Origin of the sequence: Aureitalea sp. L0-47 (assembly GCF_026126405.1) — a bacterium.
In the GTDB taxonomy this organism is placed as follows: domain Bacteria; phylum Bacteroidota; class Bacteroidia; order Flavobacteriales; family Flavobacteriaceae; genus Pukyongia.
In genome coordinates this window covers 20890-43801 of the sequence record NZ_JAFMTQ010000015.1, presented here as the reverse complement: position 1 = coordinate 43801, position 22912 = coordinate 20890, and the positions used below count along the sequence as shown (strand labels likewise).

Annotated in this window: 24 protein-coding genes; 11 read left to right on the top strand and 13 right to left on the bottom strand. The window is 42.2% G+C overall.

The window, feature by feature from the left end:
* Window positions 1-332 precede the first annotated feature (332 nt).
* Window positions 333-2204 carry a 30S ribosomal protein S1 gene (gene rpsA / locus J1N09_RS13135; RefSeq protein ID WP_265200692.1) on the bottom strand — a complete coding sequence of 624 codons (1872 nt, stop codon included), beginning with the start codon at window positions 2202-2204 and terminating at the stop codon, window positions 333-335.
* Between the two features lie 776 nt (window positions 2205-2980).
* Here rpsA and J1N09_RS13130 point away from each other — a divergent pair.
* The gene (locus tag J1N09_RS13130) at window positions 2981-3115 is read left to right on the top strand and encodes a hypothetical protein (RefSeq protein ID WP_265200691.1); all 135 of its coding nucleotides are present in this window, start codon (window positions 2981-2983) and stop codon (window positions 3113-3115) included.
* 91 nt (window positions 3116-3206) lie between these two features.
* On the opposite strand, the gene J1N09_RS13125 is transcribed toward J1N09_RS13130, so the two are convergent.
* The 4 genes from J1N09_RS13125 to lon all read right to left on the bottom strand — a co-directional run bounded on the left by J1N09_RS13125 (window position 3207) and on the right by lon (window position 8605).
* Complete coding sequence (locus J1N09_RS13125) at window positions 3207-4094, bottom strand: hypothetical protein (protein WP_265200690.1); 888 nt, start codon at window positions 4092-4094, stop codon at window positions 3207-3209.
* A gap of 118 nt (window positions 4095-4212) precedes the next feature.
* On the bottom strand, window positions 4213-4908 hold the full coding sequence (gene cmk, locus J1N09_RS13120) for a (d)CMP kinase (RefSeq protein WP_265200689.1): 696 nt from the start codon (window positions 4906-4908) through the stop codon (window positions 4213-4215).
* The gene (porQ, locus tag J1N09_RS13115) at window positions 4908-5927 is read right to left on the bottom strand and encodes a type IX secretion system protein PorQ (protein WP_265200688.1); all 1020 of its coding nucleotides are present in this window, start codon (window positions 5925-5927) and stop codon (window positions 4908-4910) included. The genes cmk and porQ overlap by 1 nt, the downstream gene beginning before the upstream one ends.
* A gap of 227 nt (window positions 5928-6154) precedes the next feature.
* Window positions 6155-8605, bottom strand: a complete 2451-nt coding sequence (gene lon, locus J1N09_RS13110; protein WP_265200687.1) for an endopeptidase La — start codon at window positions 8603-8605, stop codon at window positions 6155-6157.
* Between the two features lie 216 nt (window positions 8606-8821).
* Between lon and J1N09_RS13105 the strand changes: the two genes are divergently transcribed.
* Genes J1N09_RS13105 through J1N09_RS13090 form a run of 4 tightly spaced genes read left to right on the top strand, consistent with a single transcriptional unit; the run spans window position 8822 to window position 11747 of the window.
* On the top strand, window positions 8822-9376 hold the full coding sequence (locus tag J1N09_RS13105; protein ID WP_265200686.1) for an RNA polymerase sigma factor: 555 nt from the start codon (window positions 8822-8824) through the stop codon (window positions 9374-9376).
* Window positions 9373-9930, top strand: coding sequence for a hypothetical protein (locus J1N09_RS13100; RefSeq protein WP_265200685.1), 558 nt, complete (start codon window positions 9373-9375; stop codon window positions 9928-9930). The genes J1N09_RS13105 and J1N09_RS13100 overlap by 4 nt, the downstream gene beginning before the upstream one ends.
* A complete protein-coding gene (locus J1N09_RS13095; RefSeq protein WP_265200684.1) occupies window positions 9914-10996 on the top strand; it encodes a hypothetical protein in 1083 nt (360 codons plus the stop codon). The genes J1N09_RS13100 and J1N09_RS13095 overlap by 17 nt, the downstream gene beginning before the upstream one ends.
* A gap of 19 nt (window positions 10997-11015) precedes the next feature.
* Window positions 11016-11747: a head GIN domain-containing protein gene (locus J1N09_RS13090; protein WP_265200683.1), complete on the top strand. Its 732-nt coding sequence runs from the start codon at window positions 11016-11018 to the stop codon at window positions 11745-11747.
* A 68-nt stretch (window positions 11748-11815) separates the two neighbouring features.
* Here the strand turns inward: J1N09_RS13090 and J1N09_RS13085 are convergent, their stop codons facing one another.
* Genes J1N09_RS13085 through J1N09_RS13075 form a run of 3 tightly spaced genes read right to left on the bottom strand, consistent with a single transcriptional unit; the run spans window position 11816 to window position 15484 of the window.
* Window positions 11816-13216: a DUF6252 family protein gene (locus tag J1N09_RS13085; protein WP_265200682.1), complete on the bottom strand. Its 1401-nt coding sequence runs from the start codon at window positions 13214-13216 to the stop codon at window positions 11816-11818.
* 50 nt (window positions 13217-13266) lie between these two features.
* Window positions 13267-14604, bottom strand: a complete 1338-nt coding sequence (locus tag J1N09_RS13080) for an MFS transporter (protein WP_265200681.1) — start codon at window positions 14602-14604, stop codon at window positions 13267-13269.
* Window positions 14605-14659: 55 nt separating this feature from the next.
* The gene (locus tag J1N09_RS13075; RefSeq protein WP_265200680.1) at window positions 14660-15484 is read right to left on the bottom strand and encodes a M48 family metallopeptidase; all 825 of its coding nucleotides are present in this window, start codon (window positions 15482-15484) and stop codon (window positions 14660-14662) included.
* A 143-nt stretch (window positions 15485-15627) separates the two neighbouring features.
* Here J1N09_RS13075 and J1N09_RS13070 point away from each other — a divergent pair, with 143 nt between their 5' ends.
* The 5 genes from J1N09_RS13070 (at window position 15628) to lpdA (ending at window position 18767) form a co-directional block, all read left to right on the top strand.
* Window positions 15628-16149: a hypothetical protein gene (locus tag J1N09_RS13070; protein ID WP_265200679.1), complete on the top strand. Its 522-nt coding sequence runs from the start codon at window positions 15628-15630 to the stop codon at window positions 16147-16149.
* Between the two features lies 1 nt (window position 16150).
* Window positions 16151-16627, top strand: coding sequence for a peptide-methionine (R)-S-oxide reductase MsrB (msrB, locus tag J1N09_RS13065; protein ID WP_265200678.1), 477 nt, complete (start codon window positions 16151-16153; stop codon window positions 16625-16627).
* Window positions 16627-17034 (top strand): peptide-methionine (R)-S-oxide reductase MsrB, encoded by a 408-nt coding sequence (gene msrB, locus J1N09_RS13060; RefSeq protein ID WP_265200677.1) that lies wholly within the window; start codon window positions 16627-16629, stop codon window positions 17032-17034. The genes msrB (J1N09_RS13065) and msrB (J1N09_RS13060) overlap by 1 nt, the downstream gene beginning before the upstream one ends.
* Before the next feature lie 49 nt (window positions 17035-17083).
* Window positions 17084-17308: a hypothetical protein gene (locus J1N09_RS13055; RefSeq protein WP_265200676.1), complete on the top strand. Its 225-nt coding sequence runs from the start codon at window positions 17084-17086 to the stop codon at window positions 17306-17308.
* 82 nt (window positions 17309-17390) lie between these two features.
* The gene (gene lpdA / locus J1N09_RS13050) at window positions 17391-18767 is read left to right on the top strand and encodes a dihydrolipoyl dehydrogenase (protein WP_265200675.1); all 1377 of its coding nucleotides are present in this window, start codon (window positions 17391-17393) and stop codon (window positions 18765-18767) included.
* 45 nt (window positions 18768-18812) lie between these two features.
* Here the strand turns inward: lpdA and aroQ are convergent, their stop codons facing one another.
* From aroQ to J1N09_RS13025, 5 genes are all read right to left on the bottom strand, one after another.
* The gene (aroQ, locus tag J1N09_RS13045) at window positions 18813-19229 is read right to left on the bottom strand and encodes a type II 3-dehydroquinate dehydratase (protein WP_265200674.1); all 417 of its coding nucleotides are present in this window, start codon (window positions 19227-19229) and stop codon (window positions 18813-18815) included.
* Window positions 19230-19296: 67 nt separating this feature from the next.
* Window positions 19297-19788 carry an outer membrane protein gene (locus J1N09_RS13040; protein WP_265200673.1) on the bottom strand — a complete coding sequence of 164 codons (492 nt, stop codon included), beginning with the start codon at window positions 19786-19788 and terminating at the stop codon, window positions 19297-19299.
* A 95-nt stretch (window positions 19789-19883) separates the two neighbouring features.
* The gene (locus tag J1N09_RS13035; protein WP_265200672.1) at window positions 19884-20510 is read right to left on the bottom strand and encodes a porin family protein; all 627 of its coding nucleotides are present in this window, start codon (window positions 20508-20510) and stop codon (window positions 19884-19886) included.
* 137 nt (window positions 20511-20647) lie between these two features.
* Window positions 20648-21157, bottom strand: a complete 510-nt coding sequence (locus J1N09_RS13030) for an outer membrane beta-barrel protein (protein WP_265200671.1) — start codon at window positions 21155-21157, stop codon at window positions 20648-20650.
* 152 nt (window positions 21158-21309) lie between these two features.
* Window positions 21310-21858 (bottom strand): porin family protein, encoded by a 549-nt coding sequence (locus J1N09_RS13025; RefSeq protein WP_265200670.1) that lies wholly within the window; start codon window positions 21856-21858, stop codon window positions 21310-21312.
* Between the two features lie 93 nt (window positions 21859-21951).
* Between J1N09_RS13025 and xerD the strand changes: the two genes are divergently transcribed.
* The gene (xerD, locus tag J1N09_RS13020; RefSeq protein ID WP_265200669.1) at window positions 21952-22854 is read left to right on the top strand and encodes a site-specific tyrosine recombinase XerD; all 903 of its coding nucleotides are present in this window, start codon (window positions 21952-21954) and stop codon (window positions 22852-22854) included.
* Window positions 22855-22912 lie beyond the last annotated feature (58 nt).

Genomic DNA, 22912 nt, shown 5'->3' with positions numbered 1-22912 from the left:
TTCGTTGATTCGTTGATTCGGGCGTTGGATTATTTGTCATTCCGAACTTGATTCGGAATCTCATTGAATTTATACGAAAGATGCTGAATCAAGTCCGCAATGACCTTCGGGCAGGTTCAGCATGACAAATCAGGGAATCAAGTTCTAAATGACAAGTGTAGAGTATGAAACCAGGAATATTCCGCGTTAGGGATAGAGGTAAATACCCCGCCGAAGGCGTGTATAGCCGAAAGCCCGCCCGTGAAGTGAGCTCCGATCTACTTCACGGGAACGCCCATAAAAAAAGCCCCTCATTTCTGAAGGGCTTTTGTTCTATAGTATAGATGAAGGGTTTATTTCTTGCCTTCCATCTTGTCTTTGATCTCCTGTAGCTTCGCGTTGGCATCACCAAGGGTTGGTTTCGCTTCTTCCGCCTGCTTAGCCGCTTTTTTAGCAGCTTGCTTAACGATCTTAGCTTCCTCTTCCTTGTGGATGGTCATATGCGATGCAACTACTTTCTTGAATTCTTTGTTGAATTCGATGATCTGGAATTCGGCTTCCTCACCTTTCTTAAGGTTAGTTCCGTCTTCCTTCTCCAGGTGGCGCATTGGCACGAAGGCAGTGATATCGTCATTAAAGTCGATCACCGCTCCTTTGTCTACCATCTCAGTGATAGCAGCTGTATGCTTGCTACCTACTTTGAACTCATCCTCGTACTTATCCCAAGGATTCTCGGTAGTTTGCTTATGACCTAAGCTCAGTTTACGACCATCAACATCCAGTTCGAGAACGATCACATCAAGAGAATCACCGATATTGGTGAATTCGCTAGGATGCTTCACTTTCTTAGTCCAGCTAAGGTCACTGATGTAGATTAGTCCGTCGATTCCTTCTTCCAACTCTACAAATACTCCAAAGTTGGTGAAGTTACGAACGATACCGCTGTGCTTACTTCCAACAGGGTATTTGGTTGTAATATCTGTCCATGGATCCGGAGTTAGTTGCTTGATACCAAGGCTCATCTTTCGCTCTTCGCGGTCCAGAGTAAGGATCACAGCTTCTACTTCGTCTCCAACGTTCACAAAGTCCTGAGCACTTCTAAGGTGCGTAGACCATGACATCTCACTTACGTGGATAAGACCTTCAACACCTTCAGCTACTTCGATAAATGCACCGTAGTCGGCAATAACCACTACTTTACCTTTTACCTTGTCTCCAACCTTAAGTTCCTCACCAAGGGCATCCCATGGATGTGGCTTAAGTTGTTTCAGACCAAGCTGGATACGTGTTTTGTCTTCGTCGAAGTCAAGGATCACAACGTTAAGTTTCTGATCAAGATCTACGATTTCACTTGGGTGATTGATACGAGACCAGGAAAGGTCTGTAATGTGGACAAGTCCATCTACACCTCCAAGGTCAACGAATACACCGTAAGAAGTTACGTTCTTCACGACGCCTTCAAGTACCTGACCTTTTTCAAGCTGCGCGATGATCTCTTTCTTTTGCTCTTCGATATCCGCTTCGATAAGCGCTTTGTGGGAAACCACAACGTTCTTGAATTCCTGGTTGATCTTCACCACCTTGAATTCCATGGTCTTTCCAACGTAGATATCGTAATCGCGAATAGGCTTAACATCGATCTGAGATCCCGGAAGGAACGCTTCGATTCCGAATACATCCACGATCATACCACCTTTAGTACGGCACTTCACGTAACCGTTAACGATGGTACCTTCGTCATGAGCCGCGTTCACACGATCCCATGCCTTGATAGTTCTTGCTTTTCTATGTGAAAGAATTAACTGACCGGTACTGTCTTCACGAACATCGATCAATACTTCAACCTTATCACCTATTTTAAGGTCCGGATTATAGCGGAACTCATTCAATGATATTACACCTTCACTTTTAGCGTTGATGTCGATGATAGCGTCACGATCTGTGATATGGATCACTTCTCCTTCTACTACTTCGTCATCTAGTGTGTCTACGAAGTTTTCGGCTACGAGCTTCTCGAATTCGGCTAGTTTGCCATCGTCGATAGGATCGATGCCTTCTTCGTAATTGTGCCAGTTAAAGTCTTTTAGAAATTTTTCAGGATCTTTTTCTTTTAAAGATACTTCCTGCTTTGGTTGCTCCACTACTTCTGTAGCTTCTGCTTTTTTAGCCTCGGCTTTAGGTGCCTTGGCTTTTGTTGCTTTTTTAGCTTCTGCTTTTTCAGCCATTTGAAAAATGTTGGTTTCAGAAAAAGAAATTTGAAACCAATGTTTTGTATCCTGTGTTGCTGCAAGTTGTTTCCCGGTCGTCCCACAGAAGGGTTTGATTTCGGTTTTTTATATCCTTTTGCTACTTGCTTGACCGCCAAAAGGATGGCAAAAATACCATTTTAGTTTTGATTATCAAAGGGTTTGCTTCATTTGATGAAACGAACGAAGTTATACCTTATATAAAGAACATTATAGATAGTGTGTCTATCGACCTGTGTGGTCGCAGATATTACTTCTCTATTAAAATTAAGGAAATTCTTTATTTCGAAATAAAAACATTAAATAGCTGATAAACAGATGGTAAGGTTATTTCCCTACTAAATTGATCTGTTAAAATTTGTTAAAATAGTACTATGTAATGCAAAGTACTGTAACATTTTAATTTGTACGTCGTCTACTTAATACATCAATCGAATAAATCAATCTTAAAACGAACAGTTTAAAACTAATTAAAATGAGAACTTTAAATTCAAACACCTTAACCGAAAAGCCTAAAACAAGTTTAGGTTTCACATGGAACTCGAAAAGACGCTTTAGATCATAAGCACACTTTAAGACCTAATCAAACTATAAAAAACAACAATCATGAGAACTTTAGATAGCAACACCTTAACCGAAAAGCCCAGAACAAGTAAAGGGTTTACATGGAACACAAAAAGACGCTTTAGATAAACTAAGGCAAACTAACCCATCCTCCTTCGCAAGAAGCTTTGGAGGATATTAAACCAAGAACAATGAACTTAGCAAGAAACATCCACACGATCATGAAGCAGGAGGCGCAACGAAAGGACCTGTTTCTACTCAAACGCTTAAAACTCGCTTCACAGCGATGTGATATGGCGATGCCGGGAAAGCCATACATATTCTAAGATACCGGACTTATTAGTTATTTAGTTAAAGTTAGCAGAATAAAAAACCACTCCCGTAAGAGTGGTTTTTTTATGTCATATGTTTTTGAATCTAGTCCATAATGATCTCCCCTGTCTTTATTATTGTACCATCTGCGCTAGTCCAGGAAAAAGTCCCGGATACCACAGCGTTACAATTCATGTAATTCATATAAGTATCCGTGTCGGCATCGTAGCCCAGGTCCCACTTGGACATTCCTCCGGCGAAGGCAGTGTTTTGATAATCACTAACCACTGATCCTGTTACTCCAAACGAATTAATAGTAGGCACATAACTTCCGTTCCCAAGGCAAGGTCCTGCATTGATCAGATCCATAGCAGTGTCGGTATAGGATACTCCATCATATACAACCATAACCGAAGTGATTCCATCACCATTATCACCATTAGGGTTTACTAAAGTACCATCAGCAATAATACTCCAGGTACCATTGAACATAGGGTCGCTGAATTCAAGGAATACAGCTGTAGCAACACTGGCCGGATTTGAGCTCATGCTTTTTACCAGATGGCTGTAATAGGCTTCACCATTAATGGTTAGATCATTAATTAGAGGGTTTTGGATGTTACTGAGATCTATTCTAAAATCTCCATTGACTCCAACGAATTCGATTAGAGGTAATTGACCATTCGAACCTATTAGCTCAGCTTTGGCCTCGAAGACATAAGATTCTCCGGAAGTCAATTGGATAAGGGCATTGAACATGCCATCATTGGCAATGTTGACCCAGATCTTACCACGTGATGTCGTGGAAGCAGACTGTACAGCTCCGTGATATAAGCCTTCAGTGCTTTGATTTAAAGATCTTTCAGGTAATTGTTCGTGTAAAAGATGGGCGCTGTCTAGGCTGGTTTCTGCAGAAAAATCTGAATCCTGGGAACAGGAAACAAAACACAGCAGTAACGACGCGCATAGAATAGTAGGTATTATACGTTTCATTTGTAGGAATTTAGGGCAATTCGGGTCAAAACAACAATATAAACCCTTACTATCCAAGAAAATGTAGGAATATACTTGTTATATTAGATGAAGTGATTAATATTATCGGTGTAATGCACTATTTTACTCTTCCCGCTATCCTGTCCTGTGCCAATTGAAGTATGATATGAAACTGGTCCTCGATATTAGTTTCGGTATTGTCTATCTCGATGGCGTCCTCTGCTTTGCGCAGTGGGGAATCTTCTCGTGTAGTGTCGATCTGATCTCGTTCATTCACGTTCTCAAGTACTTCGTTAAAAGTAATTTCATCACCTCTTTCATTCAATTCTTTAAAGCGACGTTCGGCTCTAACTCGCGCAGAGGCATTCATGAAGATCTTTAATTCGGCTTTAGGAAAGACCACTGTTCCTATATCCCGACCATCCATCACTACACCCTTGTCTTCTCCCATGGTGTGCTGCAATGCCACAAGTTTGCGTCTGACTTCAGGTACGGTAGCGATCGGACTCACATATTCAGAAACTTCCAGGGTGCGGATCTGTTTTTCAACATTTTCACCGTTGAGATGGATCTCCGCCTTGTTTTCAGAATTCTTCCGGAATTCAAGTGCGATATCCGGAAGCGAATCGATAAGTGCGGCTTTGTCAAATTTTTCTTCGGAAATGATCCCCTTCCGCATAGCATATAAAGTGACCGCCCTGTACATAGCACCTGAATCGACATATACATACCCCAACCATTCCGCCAATTGCCGCGCTACAGTGCTCTTGCCCGTGGATGAATAGCCGTCGATTGCAATCGTAATTTTACCCATTACTGAAAGTCGATGTTTAGTCCGAAGTTACTCGTAGAAGCCGCTGTACTGTATTTCGCAAAGGAATAGCTTAGGCGTAGTTTATTCAATTTCAGTGAAAATCCTGCACTCAGACCGGCAAAGGCTCGCCTGTCAACTATCCGAAGTTCTTCTGCTCTTCTCAAGTTGTATCCAAGTCTGACGTTAAAACCTCCTTCGGGAAATAATTCAAGTCCAACGATCACGTGGCGTAGCGCATTATCGATAAAGTTAATGTTCTCACCTTGCACATTCCCCTCGAGGTCGGTTATTTCACGGTTCGGATTGGAAAAGGCAACATTCCATCGTTGCAAATTATCCATAGTAACATGCCAACGAATAGGGATATTCTGTAAAGTTTGCGAAATTCCGAAGATAACTTCAAAAGGGAGCGGCTCGTATTCAGTGTCGTAAGGCGTGAACTGTGTTCCTATGTTTCGCGCTACTGCGGTAATGTGCAGGTCCCAGTCTGCATACACATACATCACTCCGATATCCAGTGCTCCTCCAAAAGACGAGTAATTTTCCAAAGTGGATGAGATCAGTTTTACGTTGGCTCCCACGTGAAAATTGGTAAAAGCAATATTCCGTGCATGTCCGAATGATAGTGCTACTTCTCCCCCACTGAAACTACTGGTGGGATTCCCGAATTCGTCATAGCCGTCAAACTGACCGTAATTTATATAGGTCGCCCCCACGTGGAGCACCTGGGTTCTTCGGTCCCATAAATAAGCATAGGCAGCGGTCCCGTAATTGATATCGCCTATATAGTTGGTGTAATTTAAAGACAATTGGTTGTCCATGGCAGGATTGATACTTGCCGGGTTGAACATTCCCTGGGTCACGTCGTAGTCGTAATTGGTAATAGTTTTCCCACCCAGAGCCGCCTGCCTGGGAGAATTGACAAGATTGAGGAACTGGTAAGTAGAGCGTCCGCCCACCTGGGCAAAAGTTGAAGCCGATAATAAGATAGTTAATACGTAAATTATCGTATGGTGCATGGAGCGCGAGATTCTTTCCCTGAAATCTAAAACGACTGCAAGTATAATTTATTTTTGGCGGAGCACGAAATGATTCGGAAGATAATAAAAGTGGATAAATAGAAGCCGAGTTGTCATTCTGAATTTAATTCAGAATCTAAAAATCAATATGGTCAATTTATTTGGAAACCGAATCAAGTTCGGTTTGACAAAAACTTTTTAAGAATCAATATCACAATGAACGATTCCTATAGTTTCTTTGCATTTTTCACTTTCTGATTCGTAAGCGCTACCTGTAACACTTCCGCCATGTTCTTCACATAATGGAATGTAAGTCCTTTAAGGTAGTCCGGTTTGATCTCCTCAATGTCCTTTCGGTTGTCTTCACTTAGCATGATCTCCTTGATTCGTGCTCTTTTGGCGGCCAATATCTTTTCTTTGATCCCACCTACCGGAAGCACTTTACCTCTAAGGGTTATCTCTCCTGTCATCGCCAGGCTTTTCTTCACTTTTCTCTGGGTGAAGAGTGAAACCAGTGAAGTTAGCATGGTAATACCCGCCGAAGGCCCATCTTTTGGTGTAGCCCCTTCTGGAACGTGAATATGTACATTGTACTTTTCGAATATCTCCGGTCGCAACCCTAGTCTGTCTGCATTCGACTTGATGAATTCCAAAGCAATGGTAGCAGATTCTTTCATCACTTTCCCAAGGTTACCGGTCATGGTGAGTTGCCCTTTTCCTTTAGAAAGAATTGATTCAATAAATAAAATATCTCCTCCTACCCTTGTCCAGGCCAAGCCCGTTACCACACCGGCCACGTCATTGTTTTCGTACTTATCACGCTCTAATTTAGGCGGCCCAAGTACTTTTTCTATCATATCGTTGCTCACTTTCTGGTCATAAGACTCGTCCATGGCGATCTTCATGGCCGCATGACGTACCATTTTAGCAATTTGTTTTTCCAGACCACGCACACCACTCTCGCGGGTATAGCCTTCAACGATCTTTTCGAGTTGTCGTTTTCCTATGCTCAAGTGCGATTTATTGAGTCCGTGTTCTTCCAATTGCTTCGGAAGCAGGTGTCTCTTGCCAATTTCAACTTTCTCTTCGATAGTATAACCTGAAACATTGATGATCTCCATACGGTCTCGCAAGGCCGGTTGGATGGTGCTCAAACTATTAGCCGTAGCGATGAACATTACTTTAGAAAGATCGTAACCTAATTCAAGGAAGTTATCATAAAACTCGCTGTTCTGTTCCGGATCCAACACTTCCAGCATGGCCGAAGATGGATCTCCCTGGTGTCCCATGGAAAGTTTATCGATCTCATCTAAAACGAATACAGGATTGGAAGTACCCGCTTTCTTTATATTCTGAACCACACGTCCCGGCATGGCTCCTATGTATGTTTTCCGGTGTCCCCTGATCTCTGCTTCATCTCTCAAACCACCCAGGGACATTCGAACATATTCTCTTCCCAGTGCCTCTGCAACGGATTTACCCAGGGATGTCTTACCAACTCCCGGAGGGCCATACAGACATAATATGGGTGATTTCATATCATTCCGAAGCTTTAGGACCGCCAGGTATTCAACGATTCGCTTCTTCACATCTTCCAGTCCGTAATGATCCCTATCCAGTATTTTCCTTGCGCGGTTCAGGTCGAACTGATCCTCACTGTATTCATTCCAGGGAAGATCTAGTATAAGTTCCAGGTAATTCCGCTGGATGCTGAATTCGGCTACCTGCGGGTTCATTCGCTGCAGCTTGGCCAGTTCTTTATCGAAGTGTTCCTTTACTTTCTCGTCCCACTGCTTGGATTTAGACCTGGCACGCATTTCTTCTATCTCCGCCTCATAGGAATTTCCTCCCAGCTCTTCCTGTATGGTCTTTATTTGTTGCTGAAGGAAATACTCACGTTGCTGCTGACTGATATCACTCTCTACCTTCGATTGAATATCCTGTCGAAGTGATAACTTCTGAATCTCAATGTTCATATAGCGCATGGTTTCAAGCGCACGTTCTTTCAGGTTGTTGATCTCTAAAAGCTTCTGTTTCTCCGCAACGGTGATATTGAGGTTTGAAGACACAAAGTTCACTAAGAAAGATGTGCTTTCAATATTTCGAATGGCAAAAGCAGCTTCCGAAGGAATATTCGGGCTGTCTTTTATGATCTCCAGAGCCATTTCCTTGATGGAATCTATAATCGCTTTGAACTCTTCATTATCGGGTGCTGGTCTCGCTTCGGCAACTTCGCTAATAGTAGCAGTCATATAAGGATCTGTAGTGATCACCTCATTCACTTCGAAGCGTTTCTTACCCTGGATGATCACGGTGGTATTCCCATCAGGCATTTTCAACACCCTGAGAATCTGAGCCACCGTTCCAATACGATTAATATCCTTTATCCCGGGATCTTCTTTTGCCTCTTCTTTCTGGGCTACAACCCCGATCATCTTATTCCCCTTATTGGTTTCGTTGATAAGTTTGATAGACTTATCCCTTCCCGCGGTAATGGGAATCACCACTCCCGGGAACAACACCGTATTTCTGAGGGGAAGTATGGGCAGCACCTGTGGCAGGTCCTCCTTATTCATCGCATCTTCATCTTCCGGGGTCATAAGGGGGATAAGATCGGCGTCTTCGGTCAGATCCTGAAATGACAAACTGTCTACTGATGTTAATTTCGTTTTAGCCATAGTATATTGTACGACATTGTGTCACTAAATTGAGTCAACACAATTTCCTAATTTTCTTTTTTAAACTTAACTCTTTTTGTTTGGCCCATTGTATAAGGGATGCAAGAGTTTCTCTGCCATATAAAGGTCAATTCTTGTGCCAATCGAAAAAAATTCGGAACTAAGTGTAACAAATTATCAAGAGGCTTATCTTTAGGGTAAACATGTGTTTTTTAGTTGTCACTAACCAATCAAAATATAAACGCGTTACTCGTTCTTTGTAAACAGGGAAACCAGCTGGCCCAGTTGGAAGTGTACAATCGTTACCAGCAGGCCATGTTTAATGTCTCATTGCGAATCGTAAAGGACAGTGCCGAGGCCGAAGATATCATGCAGGAATCCTTTATTACCGCTTTCAGTAAGCTGGATAGTTTTAAAGGTGATGCCACCTTCGGAGCCTGGCTAAAGCGGATCGTGATCAACAATAGTTTAACCCAGTACCGGAAATCGTCCAGGTATGTGATGGTTTCGGATGAGTTTCTTTCAGAAGAAGACAATACGGGAGAGATGAATGGTTATGACGAAGACTACTCCGGTGTGCAGGTGAAGAAGTTGTTGAGTTGCATGGATGAATTGCATGACAGCTACCACAGGATACTCAATTTGCATTTTATTGAAGGATACGACTACGAGGAAATATGTGAGATCATGGACATTAGTTATGCGAATTGCAGGACATTGATCTCAAGAGCAAAAGATAGTTTACGCAAGAAGTTAACACAAGAATTATGAATAAAAATACTATAGATGAATTGTTTGATTCCCACAAAGGCAAGTTTGACGTACATCAAACTCCTGAAGGGCACCAAAAACGTTTTCTTGATAAGCTGAATGCAGCTCATGATAAGGCGAATACGGAAACGAAAGTCCGTGTGAATTGGTGGCGACCGTTATCCATCGCGGCATCTGTAGTTGTGCTTATTGGCCTTGGATTCTCTCTTCTGAAGAGTCCAGCACCATCGGGCGAATTGGCCAGTGTTTCTCCTGAGATGGAACAGACACAAACCTTTTTTGTTTCAACCATCAATTCCGAGATCGAAAAGCTGAAGAGTTTTGAAACACCTGAAACCAAAGCCATGATCGACGACGCATTGAATCAGATAACCAACCTTGAAGAAGAATATCAACTGCTGAGACAGGATCTAATTGACAGTGGGAATGACAAGCGCGTGATTTACGCCATGATCTCCAACTTTCAGAAACGGATCGATCTGTTAGAACAAGTGGTTTTCATCGTCGAGGAAGTTAAAAACCTTAAAATGAATGACAATGAAATTACTATTTAAATCCCTTATAATCCTTCTGCTGTTGCCAGCCGTGGTTACAGCGAACGACAAGTTCAAAGGAAAATACACCAAGACCAAAACACTCAATAAAGAGTATGCAGTAAATGCAAATGCAGGATTGCGAGTTGATAATTCCTATGGAAACATCGACATAACAACCTGGAGTGAGAACAGAACGGTTATCGAAGTAACTATTACTACCAATGGCGATAACGAAGAGAAAGTTCAGAAACGACTGGAAGAGATCGATGTTGAATTTTCAGGAAGTGCCACTCTTGTATCTGCGAAAACCAGATTCGGAGGAAAAAAAGGTGGCTGGAGCATGTGGGGTAACAAAAGGAACAACGTCCAGGTTGAAGTTAACTACACTATTAGGTTGCCCGTAACTAATTCTGTTGACCTCAGCAATGATTATGGTTCGATTAGTCTTAATCAACTTGACGGGAATGCAAAGATCAGCTGTGACTACGGCCAAATCATTATTGGTGAGTTACGAGCTGAGGACAATTCACTTAATTTCGACTACACCAATAATTCAACAATTGAGTATATGAAAAGTGGAAGGATCAATGCCGATTATTCCGGATTTACCCTAGATAAGGTGGAGCGCCTTGATCTTAATGCCGATTATTCGAATTCGGATATTGGTGAGGCCGACGAGCTAAACTACAACTCAGATTACGGAAAACTGGTAGTAGGAAAAGTGAATAAACTGGTAGGGAGCGGAAATTATATTCCTAACAAGATAGGAACAGTAACTGGCTCCTTAAACCTGAATACCGACTACGGTTCCATTCATGTGGACAGGCTTACTTCTTCTGTAAAGGATGTCGTGATCAAGTCGGACTATACAGGCGTTAAATTAGGATATGACTCGAGCGCGAATTTCGATTTCATTGTGAAACTGTCGTATGCCGGGTTTAACGGTACAGATGATCTGAATGTACAACGAAGTGACAAGAGCAATTCTAACAAATTATATGAAGGCTATCATGGAAGTGCTAATTCTGGCAACACGATAAACATTAATTCCACCTATGGAGGTGTAAGTATGAAGAAACTTTAATCATCAAAATACTATAAAAATGAACAGGTTATTTAAGTATGTGCTCGCCCTGGCAATTGTAATGATGGGTACAGGCAATGTCTTTGCCCAATGGGGAAATAAGAAAGTTGTTGGCAACGGGAACGTGACCACCAAAACCGTGAATACAGGAAGCTACGATGCTGTAAAAGGCATAGGTTCCATGGATGTACACCTTATGAGAGGTTCGGAAGGAACGATCACGATAAAGACCGATGAGAACCTTCAGGAATATATTGTTGTCGAGGTAGAGAACAATACTCTAAAGATACGTACTAAGAAAAACACCTATCTGAAGACCAAAAAAGGTATCCATGTATATGTTCCTTTTGAAGATATTTCTGAAGTATCCTTAACGGGGTCCGGAGACATAAATACCGAAGATCCTATAGAAAGTGATAACCTTGTGATCAAGGTTACCGGATCGGGAGATGTTGATCTCGAAGTAGCTGCGAATACTGTAGATGCAACCGTAACCGGATCCGGAGATATCGTAGTCTCAGGAAGAACTACTAACCTGGACGTTAAAGTTACAGGAAGCGGTGATTTCGATGGAGACGGGCTTCGTTCGGAAAACACAGATGCAACCGTATCAGGATCAGGCGATGCTTCAGTGTATGCCAGTAAATACCTGAAAGCAAGAGTGAATGGTTCGGGAGATATTAAATATGAAGGTAATCCTGAGAAGAGAGATACGAAAGTATCGGGCTCGGGAAGCATTAACTCCAACTAGAATACCAATCAAAATAAAAAACCGCTACGTTCTTAATGAAGTAGCGGTTTTTTGTGTTTTAATAAGATCTAAGGAAGTTCTACCGTAAACTCACCGCCTGTAATATTAAATGAGGCAGGATCTCCGCCGGTGAGATCTTCTGCTAAGAAAAGGAATGCGGCATTTATAGTCCCTCCTGTTGAAAGTTCGTTGGTAATAACTATGATCGCTCCATCGGTTGAAGTGAATTCTGTTCCTCCAGGTTCCGTATAGAACTTTGCAATAGACTCACCTGCTGCCGCCGTACTAACGAAATCATAGCTACCGGGCTCAAGATTCTTAGGGAAGGTGATCTCGATCAGTTCCCCTGAATCATTGTTATATCCCCTGGCCGTGACGGTCTCCGTTCCTGAGAAATCAAATTCAAAAGCATCCACAAAATTAGCCACCCAGTCCATACCGTCTACATTTGCAAACATGCTGTTATTTGGATTGGTAGCTTCCGGTTCGTATAGTACTTCAAAATTTCCTTCCGTGATCTCCACTACTGTTGGATCAAGGCCTAATGGATCAGTTGCGGTAAATGCAAAATTAGCAACGATACGACCCGTTAGAGTGTTGAATTCAGTGATTTCAATCGTTCCTGGATTGGAAGAAAGATCTTCCGTTCCCATACCCGCATTATACTGGGCAATTAGTTTAGTACCATCGGAAAGCTGTTCCATGGCAAAGGTTCCTGTCCCGAGGAATTCAGGTATATCAATCCTGATCTTGGCACCTTCAGCATTTAAGGCCACGATATTGATCATCGGAACATCAGCGATCAGAGTTCGGGTAGTTGTAACACTTTCCGGAATAAAATCGACATCGTCTACCTTCGCAAAGAAAGGATCGAGGGACATTCCTCCTCCTCCACCACCGCCACCGATATCTTCGGTATAAGGTATGGCGTTAAAGGATCCACCAGAAATGGATATGTTTTCAATGACCGGATCACCGTTACCGTCGATGATAGGGTTTCCTTCGGAATCTAGCGCAAATCGAACACCTTCAAAGCTGAAGGTTCCGGTTATGGTAAGGTTTTCAGTATCTATATCGGTAATTTCCATTTGCCCGAATCCACCATTTGCTCCTTCCGAAGTAAAGGGGTTGTCCGGGTTACCATCTATATAGACCGCAGCATTGATAGTACCCACACCGGCCGTAAGGTCGAATAGGTTAACCGCTGCATTTTCTACTGTTAATAATATTGTCTGACCCGTTCCATCAAGAGTACCTGAGATGACTAGGGTGTTATCGGCAAAGAACACAGCTCCTGCTGCACTGGCCGTCCATGACTGCCCACCGATATTGGCTACGAATTGTCCTTCTTCAGCAACAATTTCTTCCTCAATTATAAAAACACCTTCAAGGGGTTCATTGTCACAGGCAGAGAATTGGAGCGCAAGAAAACATAAAAATAACCAGCTAACTAGTTGAAATCGCTTCATAAGTAAGTAAGTTTTCCTTGGTATTAAACGCAAACTTAAGTAAAAATTGTCTATTCGGGTTCCTTTTTCGGCACACGCAGAAGTAAAATCACACCCACGCTAAAAAAGATAACGAGGAAAAGTATAGAATTCCGCATAGAACCTGTTATCTGATCGATAAACCCATAAATTAACATCCCCACAACAATCCCGATCTTTTCCGCTACATCGTAAAAACTGAAATAAGAGGTCGTATCCTCAGTCTTTGGCAGGAACTTCGAATAAGTGGATCGCGAAAGAGCCTGTATCCCTCCCATAACAAGTCCTACAACCGCCGCCGTGCTGTAAAACTGCATGGGTGAAGTGATAAAGAAAGCGTATATACAGATTCCAACCCAAACAATATTTATTACAATGAGCGTAGGTATATTCCCGAATTTAAAACTCGCCCGCGACGTAATCCAGGCTCCTAATACTGCTACTAATTGTATGATCAATATGCTGGAAATAAGACCAATTGTTTTTTCGCTACAACTTATATCATCACATCCTTCGCACCAGCAAATTTCCTTCTCTCCGAAATAGGTAGCCACCAGCATGACAGTTTGAACAGCCATACTATACACAAAGAATGCCGCCAGATAACGTTTTAACCTTAGGTTCTCCGTCAAGGCATTAAAAACTCCTTTCAACTCCCTGAAACCATTGAAAATTACTGAACTCGTAACCTTATGACCGGTGGATACTCCTTTGGGAAGATGGAAAAAGGTGTACTGACTAAAAGACATCCACCAGATCCCAACGGTTATAAATGAGACCCTCATGGCCTTTATACTGGCTTCATCTCCTTCTCCGAGTCCAAACCAACCAGGATTCATTACCATTACGAGGTTGAAAATAAGTAGTACAACACTACCTATATAACCCATTGAAAATCCTTTGGCACTTATCGAATCCTGCTGTTCTTTGTGTGCAATGTCCGGTAAATACGAATTGTAAAACACCAGACTCGCCCAGAATCCTATCAATCCCAGGAAATAAAAAGTGAGACTGATATAAATGTAATCCAAATCGAACCAGTAAAGTCCAATACAGGAAAGGCTTCCGAGGTAACAGAAGAATTTCATGAATACCTTCTTGTTTCCTACATAATCCGCTATACCCGATAATAGTGGTGACAAAAAAGATACTGCAAGGAAGGCGGCTGCAGTGGTATAACTGATAAGCGGTGTACTTCGTATCTCTCCTCCGAATACGGAAACGGTCTCTACACCTGCCGTGTTAAAAAGAGCCTGATAGAACAAGGGGAATACAGCCGAGGCAATTACCAGGCTATACACAGAATTTGCCCAGTCGTAGAAAGCCCAGGCATTTAAAAGTTTCTTACTTCCCTTTGGTAGGTTGGCCATAAAAAAAGCTGCCTTTTGTAGGCAGCTTCTAAAGTACTAAAATATTTTAGACGACCTAGTTTCTTTTGAATTTGGTAACGCCAAATTTACGTGCTTCCGCCTTTGCTTCAGGTGCCCAGGCAGTAATGTTATTGATCCTGGTCTGACTCGAAGGGTGAGTACTCAGAAACTCAGGAGGAGCTTGCCCACCACTGTTCTGTTGCATGCGCTTCCATAATTCAGCTCCTTCTATGGGATCGTACCCTGCCATCGCCATAAGCGTTAATCCAATACGGTCTGCCTCGCTCTCATGTTTTCTGCTGAAAGGCAGCATCACACCAACAGTAGAACCTATCCCGTAGTATTTATTGAAATCTTCTTGGGCTTTCGGGTCTTTAGATAGTGCTACATTTCCCGCGACTGCCACTAAACCCTGGTACTGTGCGGCGCTCATTCGCTGCTGACCGTGATTTGCCAGTGCATGAGCCACCTCATGTCCCATAATGGCAGCAATTCCGGCATCGTTTTTCGCTATTGGAAGAATACCTGTATAAAAAACGATCTTGCCACCAGGCATACACCATGCATTTACTGCGGGATCGTTTACAAGATTATATTCCCACTGATAGTCTTTCAAATAACCTGCATATCCGTTCGCATTCAGCCATCGCTCTGAAGCTGTGGCTATCTCCTGCCCGATCTTCTTTATTTTATTAGCCTGAGCTGTTCCGGTTACTACATTGTTTTCAGCAAGGAATTGATCGTACTGCTGAAAAGCCATCGGGAATATCTGTGAATTCGGGACTAGTGCCATCGTCTTTTTTCCTGTAAAAGGATTCGTGGCACAAGCCACCATAAATATGGCAACTCCTAAAAGAGAAATTGTTGTCTTTAATTTCATGGTTAACGTTTTTATTAAAGTCTAAAGTTAATGATAAAAGTTATATCAGTTTTTATTTCAGAAGCAAAATATATACCATTATTTTTGATATGGATTACTCATGGAACGACTTTTGATACCACTAATCGAAAACACATTTTATTATGAAAAACTTACTCCTATTATTCTCATTGTCTACTGCTATTTTTCTAACGTCTTGTGAAGGTGATCCTGGCCCTCCGGGGCCTCCGGGAGATCCGGGAATCAATATTCTGGGACAGGTCTTTGAAGTGACTGTTGACTTCACGCCGGGTAACGGTTACAGCCAATTGATCCAATTTCCATCTAACGTAGAAGTCTTCGAAAGCGATGTGGTTCTTGTGTACCTTCTGGAAGATGTAATTCCCGATCCTGGTGGAAGTATAGATGTATGGAGTCAACTTCCACAAACGTTTTTTGTGGGGAATAACACGCTGCTGTACAGCTTCGATCATACTTTCCTGGATGTTAGATTATTCCTGGACGGTAATTTCGATCTTAGTACGTTAGGAAGTAACTTTACAAACGACCAAACGTTCCGTATTGCAGTAGTTCCTTCGGAATTCGCTGATGCGAACCTATCGATGTCTGATCTATTGGATACTATTAATTTGGAAGTTACCGACATTCAATCAATTGGAAATTAAAATGAAAAACATAGCATTGCTAACCTTCGCTTTCCTGGCTCTAAGTTGCAATTCGAAAGCGCAGGATAAAAAAGAAAAAGAAATATTTCCCATAGCTAAAACTGAAGCCGAATGGCGTACCGAACTCACGGAAATGGAATATTATGTACTTCGTGAAGCCGGCACCGAACGTGCCTTCACAAGTGAGCTGAATAAAAACTATGAGCCGGGCACTTACGTGTGTGCGGCTTGTAGTCACCCCCTGTTCAAAAGTGAGTACAAGTTCGACAGTGGAACAGGCTGGCCGAGTTTCGATCGTGAAATTGAAGGTAACGTCGCATTCGATACAGACTATAAATTAGGATATGCCCGCACCGAAGAGCATTGTGCTAACTGTGGTGGCCACCTTGGGCATGTTTTCAATGACGGTCCACGTGAAACCACTGGAATACGTCATTGTATTAATGGAGCAGCTTTAGATTTTATTCCGAAGAACTAATGGCAGAAAAACAATATCCGATTCACAAAACAGAAGAAGAGTGGCTTGAGGAGCTGGGCCCTGAGCGCTACCGAATACTACGCTTAAAGGGAACAGAGCGCCCGTTTACGGGTGAATACAATCTCAAATACGACAAGGGATTATACGCCTGTGGGGCTTGCAAAACCCAGCTTTTTGATAGTAGCAGTAAATTCGACAGTGGCTGTGGCTGGCCCTCTTTTGACCAAGCCATCGAAGGAACCGTGGAATATATTAGGGATACGACACACGGAATGATTCGCACCGAGATACTTTGTGCCAATTGCGGCAGTCACCTGGGGCATGTCTTTAACGATGGACCCACTGCTACCGGCCAGCGATATTGCGTGAATTCGCTTTCAGTAGACTTCGAGGAAAAGGAAAATTAAACCTTTTCCTACAAATTTCGTCATAGTATCGAACAGAAAATCGACTACTATGAAACGTATTCTACTACTCTTCGGGTTATGTACCATACTTTATACAAGTTGCGCAAAACGCGTGGTTACAACTACTCCCACACAAAACACTAGAGTTGTCGTAGTGAAGAAGGCTCCCCGGAATCACAAAGTGGTGGTTATTAAGGGAAGGCGCTACTACACCTGGAACGGTAACCGTTATCGAAAGACCCGAAATGGCTATGTACTTGTAAAAGTACGCTAGGTTAAAAAAAACTTGTAATCTTCCTCATTACGCTTACATTTCGTAAATTCGTTTCCTCTAATAACGACACTAATTTCAGGAAATGAGCAAATACGATATTATAGTTCTAGGTAGTGGTCCGGGAGGCTACGTAACTGCCATCAGGGCATCTCAGTTAGGTTTAAAAACAGCTATTGTTGAAAAGGAAAACCTGGGAGGTGTATGTCTTAACTGGGGATGTATCCCCACCAAAGCACTTCTGAAAAGTGCCCAGGTATTCGAATATTTGAAGCATGCAGAAGACTATGGCCTAACCGTTAAAGAAGCCGACAAGGACTTCAACAAAGTAGTAGAACGAAGCCGAGGAGTAGCCGATGGAATGAGCAAAGGGGTTCAGTTCCTGATGAAAAAGAATAAAATCGACGTGATCGATGGTTTTGGGAAGTTGAAACCCGGAAAAAAGGTGGAAGTTGATGGTAAAGAATATTCCGCAGATCATATTATTATTGCTACCGGAGCCCGATCTCGTGAGCTCCCTAGTCTTCCACAGGATGGTAAAAAAGTTATTGGTTACCGTGAAGCCATGACGCTTAAAACTCAGCCAAAAAGTATGCTGGTTGTAGGAAGCGGAGCCATTGGAGTAGAATTTTCAAACTTCTATAATTCAATGGGTACCGATGTTACCATCGTTGAATTCCTTCCTAACCTTGTACCGCTGGAAGATGAAGAAGTTTCCAAGCAATTCGAACGTATCTTCAAAAAGTCCGGGATCAAGGTAATGACGAACTCTTCAGTAGAAAGTGTGGATACTTCAGGAAAAAAAGTAAAAGCCACAGTTAAAACTAAAAAGGGTGAAGAGGTTCTTGAGGCCGATGTGGTTTTATCTGCAGTGGGAATAGCTTCCAATATAGAAAATATCGGACTGGAGGATGTAGGTATTGTTACCGATAAAGGAAAGATCATGGTGAACGACTGGTACCAGACGAATATCCCTGGATACTACGCTATTGGTGATGTAGTTCCGGGTCCTGCCCTTGCGCACGTTGCTTCTGCCGAAGGTATTACCTGTGTGGAGAAGATTGCCGGTATTCATGTTGAGCCTATCGATTACGGAAATATTCCCGGATGCACCTATACAAGCCCGGAAATTGCCAGTGTAGGCCTAACCGAAGCACAGGCCAAGGAAGCCGGTTACGATATTAAAGTGGGTAAATTCCCGTTCTCGGCAAGTGGTAAGGCCAGTGCCGCAGGAACTAAAGACGGATTTGTGAAGGTGATCTTCGATGCCAAATACGGTGAGTGGTTAGGTTGCCACATGATAGGTGCCGGTGTTACTGACATGATCGCTGAAGCGGTTGTAGCGAGAAAACTGGAAACCACGGGTCACGAAGTGCTAAAAGCAATTCACCCCCACCCTACTATGAGTGAGGCGGTAATGGAAGCCGTTGCCGATGCCTACGATGAAGTAATTCACCTGTAGCCAAAGCTGAACATAAAGTGTAAAAGCGTCCGAAAGGGCGCTTTTTTATTTGATAAAGGATTGCACGGCCAACTCGTAGCTTTGAAGTCCGAAGCCCATAATCACACCCCTGGCCACCGGAGTTATAAAGGAGTTATGACGAAATTCCTCCCGATTTGATGTGTTGGAGATATGTACTTCCACCACGGGGGTTTCGATCGCGGCAATGGCATCTCGCAGTCCTACAGAAGTATGTGTGAAGGCTGCTGCGTTTAGAATAATACCATCGTATGAGAAACCAACTTCCTGGATCTTATCGATAAGTTCACCTTCAATATTGCTTTGGTAGTATTCCAAATCAAACCAGTCGAACTTGTTCTTCAGAATATCAAAGTATTCCTCGAAAGGCATATCTCCATAGATATCCGTCTCACGCTTACCAAGGAGATTTAGGTTGGGTCCGTTGATGATAATGATCTTCATGTTTCAAATATATAGAATAAAAAATTCGGAGCGCTAACCCCGAATTTTAAAAATATTTTTTCTGAATTTAGAAATCGAAATGCAAACCAAGCCTTGCGTGGAAATATCCCGCGGGATCAATGATCACATATTTTACCTCGGTAAACACGCTAACATTGTCGATGATCTTATACTTATATCCTGCTCCGGCATTGAATCCGAATTCACTGTTAGTAGTCTCGATCTCAGGGCCTATGGAACCTGCGCCCAATCCGCCCGATTTTAGTGTAATACTAAGGTATTCACCTCCACCCAGAAGATAGGCTTCATCGAACACTTTATACCTGGCATTAAGGTCTACGATGAACCATTTGTTCCTCGTAGGGCCCGAATCCGCAACGGAATAAGTTGCATCTGTTGCCACGCTCCATTTCTCGTCAATATTGTAAACAAGGTCCACAGTTCCACCGAAACCTTCGATCTCGCTTAGATAACCCCCGGATATGGCACCTCCGAATCCTTGAGCCGTCATCGTGTAGCTTCCGGCCAACACTGCAAAGAAGAATATAAATTTTTTCATAGATAGATTTTATTTGTTGTTCAAAATTACATTTTTTATCCATAAAAAAAAGCAGGATCGTTGGATCCTGCTTTTAGTTCCTAAGATATTATCTCTTAGAATAAGAAACCAGCTCCTAATTGAATAACATTGTTCTGATTAGAGATGTCATCAAATTCAGGATCATCGTTAATATCGGATAGACCAACGTTGTAGCGAGCACTGAAAAACAATCCGTTAGGCAGTTTATACGATGCTCCAGCCGCTATCGCGAAGTCGGTACCAGAAACAAATTCAGAAATATCTTCTTCACCTGACTCGGACATGCCTAATCCGGACACTTCAAATTCATCCATCGCATTGATATTGAATCCAATCTGCGGTCCGGCCTCCAGGCTTAAACCCTCCACTACATAAAACTTTCCGATTATCGGGATATTTATGTAATCTAATTTAACGGTGGATTCACCGGAAAAAGTTTCATCAAGAATCGTTTCAGAAAATTTTGTTTTCGCTCCCTGTGCGGAATAAACTACTTCGGGTTGTACAGAGAAAAAGTCATTCACAGGAATTTCTACAACTCCACCAACATAGAAACCCGTGCGGCCGTCAATGTCATCTGTTTCATCTCCACCGATAGTAGCAAAGTTCACACCGGCTTTAGCACCAAAACTCACTCCCTGAGCTTGTACTGTAGCTAAAGAAAATACTGCGATCGCAGCAAGCATAAGAATTTTTTTCATGATATAAATTGTTATGTTAATTAAGCAAAACTAGATATTTTATTGTTAAAGACTATGATAAAAATCATAGTTGTCTATATATCAATGATATAAAAAAAGCGGTGAAATCACCGCTCTTTACTGTTTTACACGGAAAATTAATCTATTCCGAATTCTACACCGGCTGAGATAATATCCCAACTTCCTCCATCAACGGAAACACCGCGAAAGGCAGCTACAATATCAATAGCCTCGGACACACTGTATTGAGCCCTCGGAGAATAATAGAATCCTCCATCATTTCCGTCGTTGACGCCAAGGGCATATCCAACATCGGCACCCAAAGTAAAACTTGGAGCAACTTCAAATCTTCCAGAAGCCGCGATGGGAATGAACTGTACATCTTCTACATCGACTTCAACAGTGAGGGGACCAAATGTTTCTGTAAAGGTATCTCCAAAGGAATGAGAGTAACCCGTGGTAACACCAACATCAAAATTTTCGGATATTTCGAACAAGTATCCAAGATCTACCGCTATGGCAAATGTTGCCAGATCTCCAGCATCGCCTATAGGGAGACCACCGCTGATTCCGGCTCTAAATTGATTCTGAGCATTTGCACTAATACCCAAGCAAACAACTGCTACGATTAAAAGTAATTTTTTCATACGTTTTAAGATTATGATTAAACAAGTTAAAGCTACAAACCATTTTTATAGAATAAAATACGGCATTTGCACTATTTACTAAGAGAGTTGTTAACAAAGAAACATAAAAAAAGCAGTCCGAAGACTGCTTAAGTAAAATTTAAAAAATCAGTTTATAGGAATGAATAACCTACGGCCAGCGTAACAACGCTGTTTTTTCCGTTACCCATTTCGGGAACATCATTCAAACCGAAGTTATATCGTCCGCTCACACGAATTCCAAACGGAAAATCGTATCCGGCTCCAACAACTCCGGAAATATCGAAGTTGTTCGTTGCAATATCGTTAATTACTTCACCTATTACGGTTTGTGCTTCATCGTTAACCAAGACTCCGAATTGAGGTCCCGCCTGGATATTAAGACCCTGGGCCACATAATATTTAACAAGCACAGGAACATTTACATAGTCAAGGTTAAATTCTCCAAGTTCAAACTCGGCACCCTGTTGGGAATAAAGAAGTTCTCCTTGAATCCCTAGGTTGTCGTTTAGTTTTCCGCCTACGAATACACCAGCAACAAATCCGGTTCTGTTGGAGAGTCCACTGGCATCGGTGATACTGGAAAAGTTAACACCCGCTTTTACACCAAAGTCTACACCCTGGGCATTTGTTCCTATTGTAAAGAATGCTGTACAGATGAAAGCTAAAATGATCTTTTTCATGAAAGTTGATTTAAGTTTATCGATTTAAGTAACGCAAAAATAGGTACAATATTCTTAAAACAAATAGTAAATTAACACCATTCAACGAAATCAATGAGCTGGAACACCTTCAGAAAAGATTATCTGGATTATTTACGCCTGGAGCGTGGGCTTTCCGATAACTCAATAGCAAATTATGCCCTGGATATAGGAAAACTCTCCGATTGGCTTTCAGCAAATAGTATTGAGGTAACACCCGTTAGCATTTCAGAAGAAACACTTCAGCAATTTATTTATACTATCGCAAAGGAAGTCAATCCCCGTTCCCAAAGCAGGATCATATCCGGCCTTAGAGGGTTTTTCAACTATTTGATTTTTGAAGATCTTCGGAAGGACAATCCCATGGAACTCATCGAGAGTCCTAAGATTGGCCGAAAACTTCCAGATACGCTATCCATTGCCGAAATCGATCAGCTAATCGCTGCTATTGATCTCAGCAAACCCCAGGGCGAACGCAATCGCGCAATAATCGAAACACTCTACGGTTGTGGCCTTCGCGTTTCGGAATTGATCAATTTGAAGATATCCGACCTATTTTTCGAGGAAGGTTTTATCAAGGTAACAGGAAAAGGAGACAAACAGCGCTTCGTACCCATTGGCAGCAACACTATCCGTTATATAGAACTGTACAGAAAAGAGATTCGTGTTCACGAACCAATCAAACCTGAATCCGCAGATACACTGTTTCTTAACCGAAGAGGCAATGGACTCACACGTGCCATGATCTTCACAATTGTTAAGCAGCTAACGGAAAAAGCCGGGATCCAAAAAACAATCAGTCCACATACGTTTCGCCATTCCTTTGCCACTCATTTGCTGGAAAACGGTGCCGATTTAAGAGCCATTCAGCAGATGCTCGGTCATGAGAGTATTACGACAACCGAAGTGTATACGCATATTGATAAGAGACATCTCACTGAGGTGATAAACAGATACCATCCGAGAAAGGATAATTAATACGAATTTTAACCTTAATTTTATGTAGATTTTCTTCTGAATTCGTACCTTCAAGTAA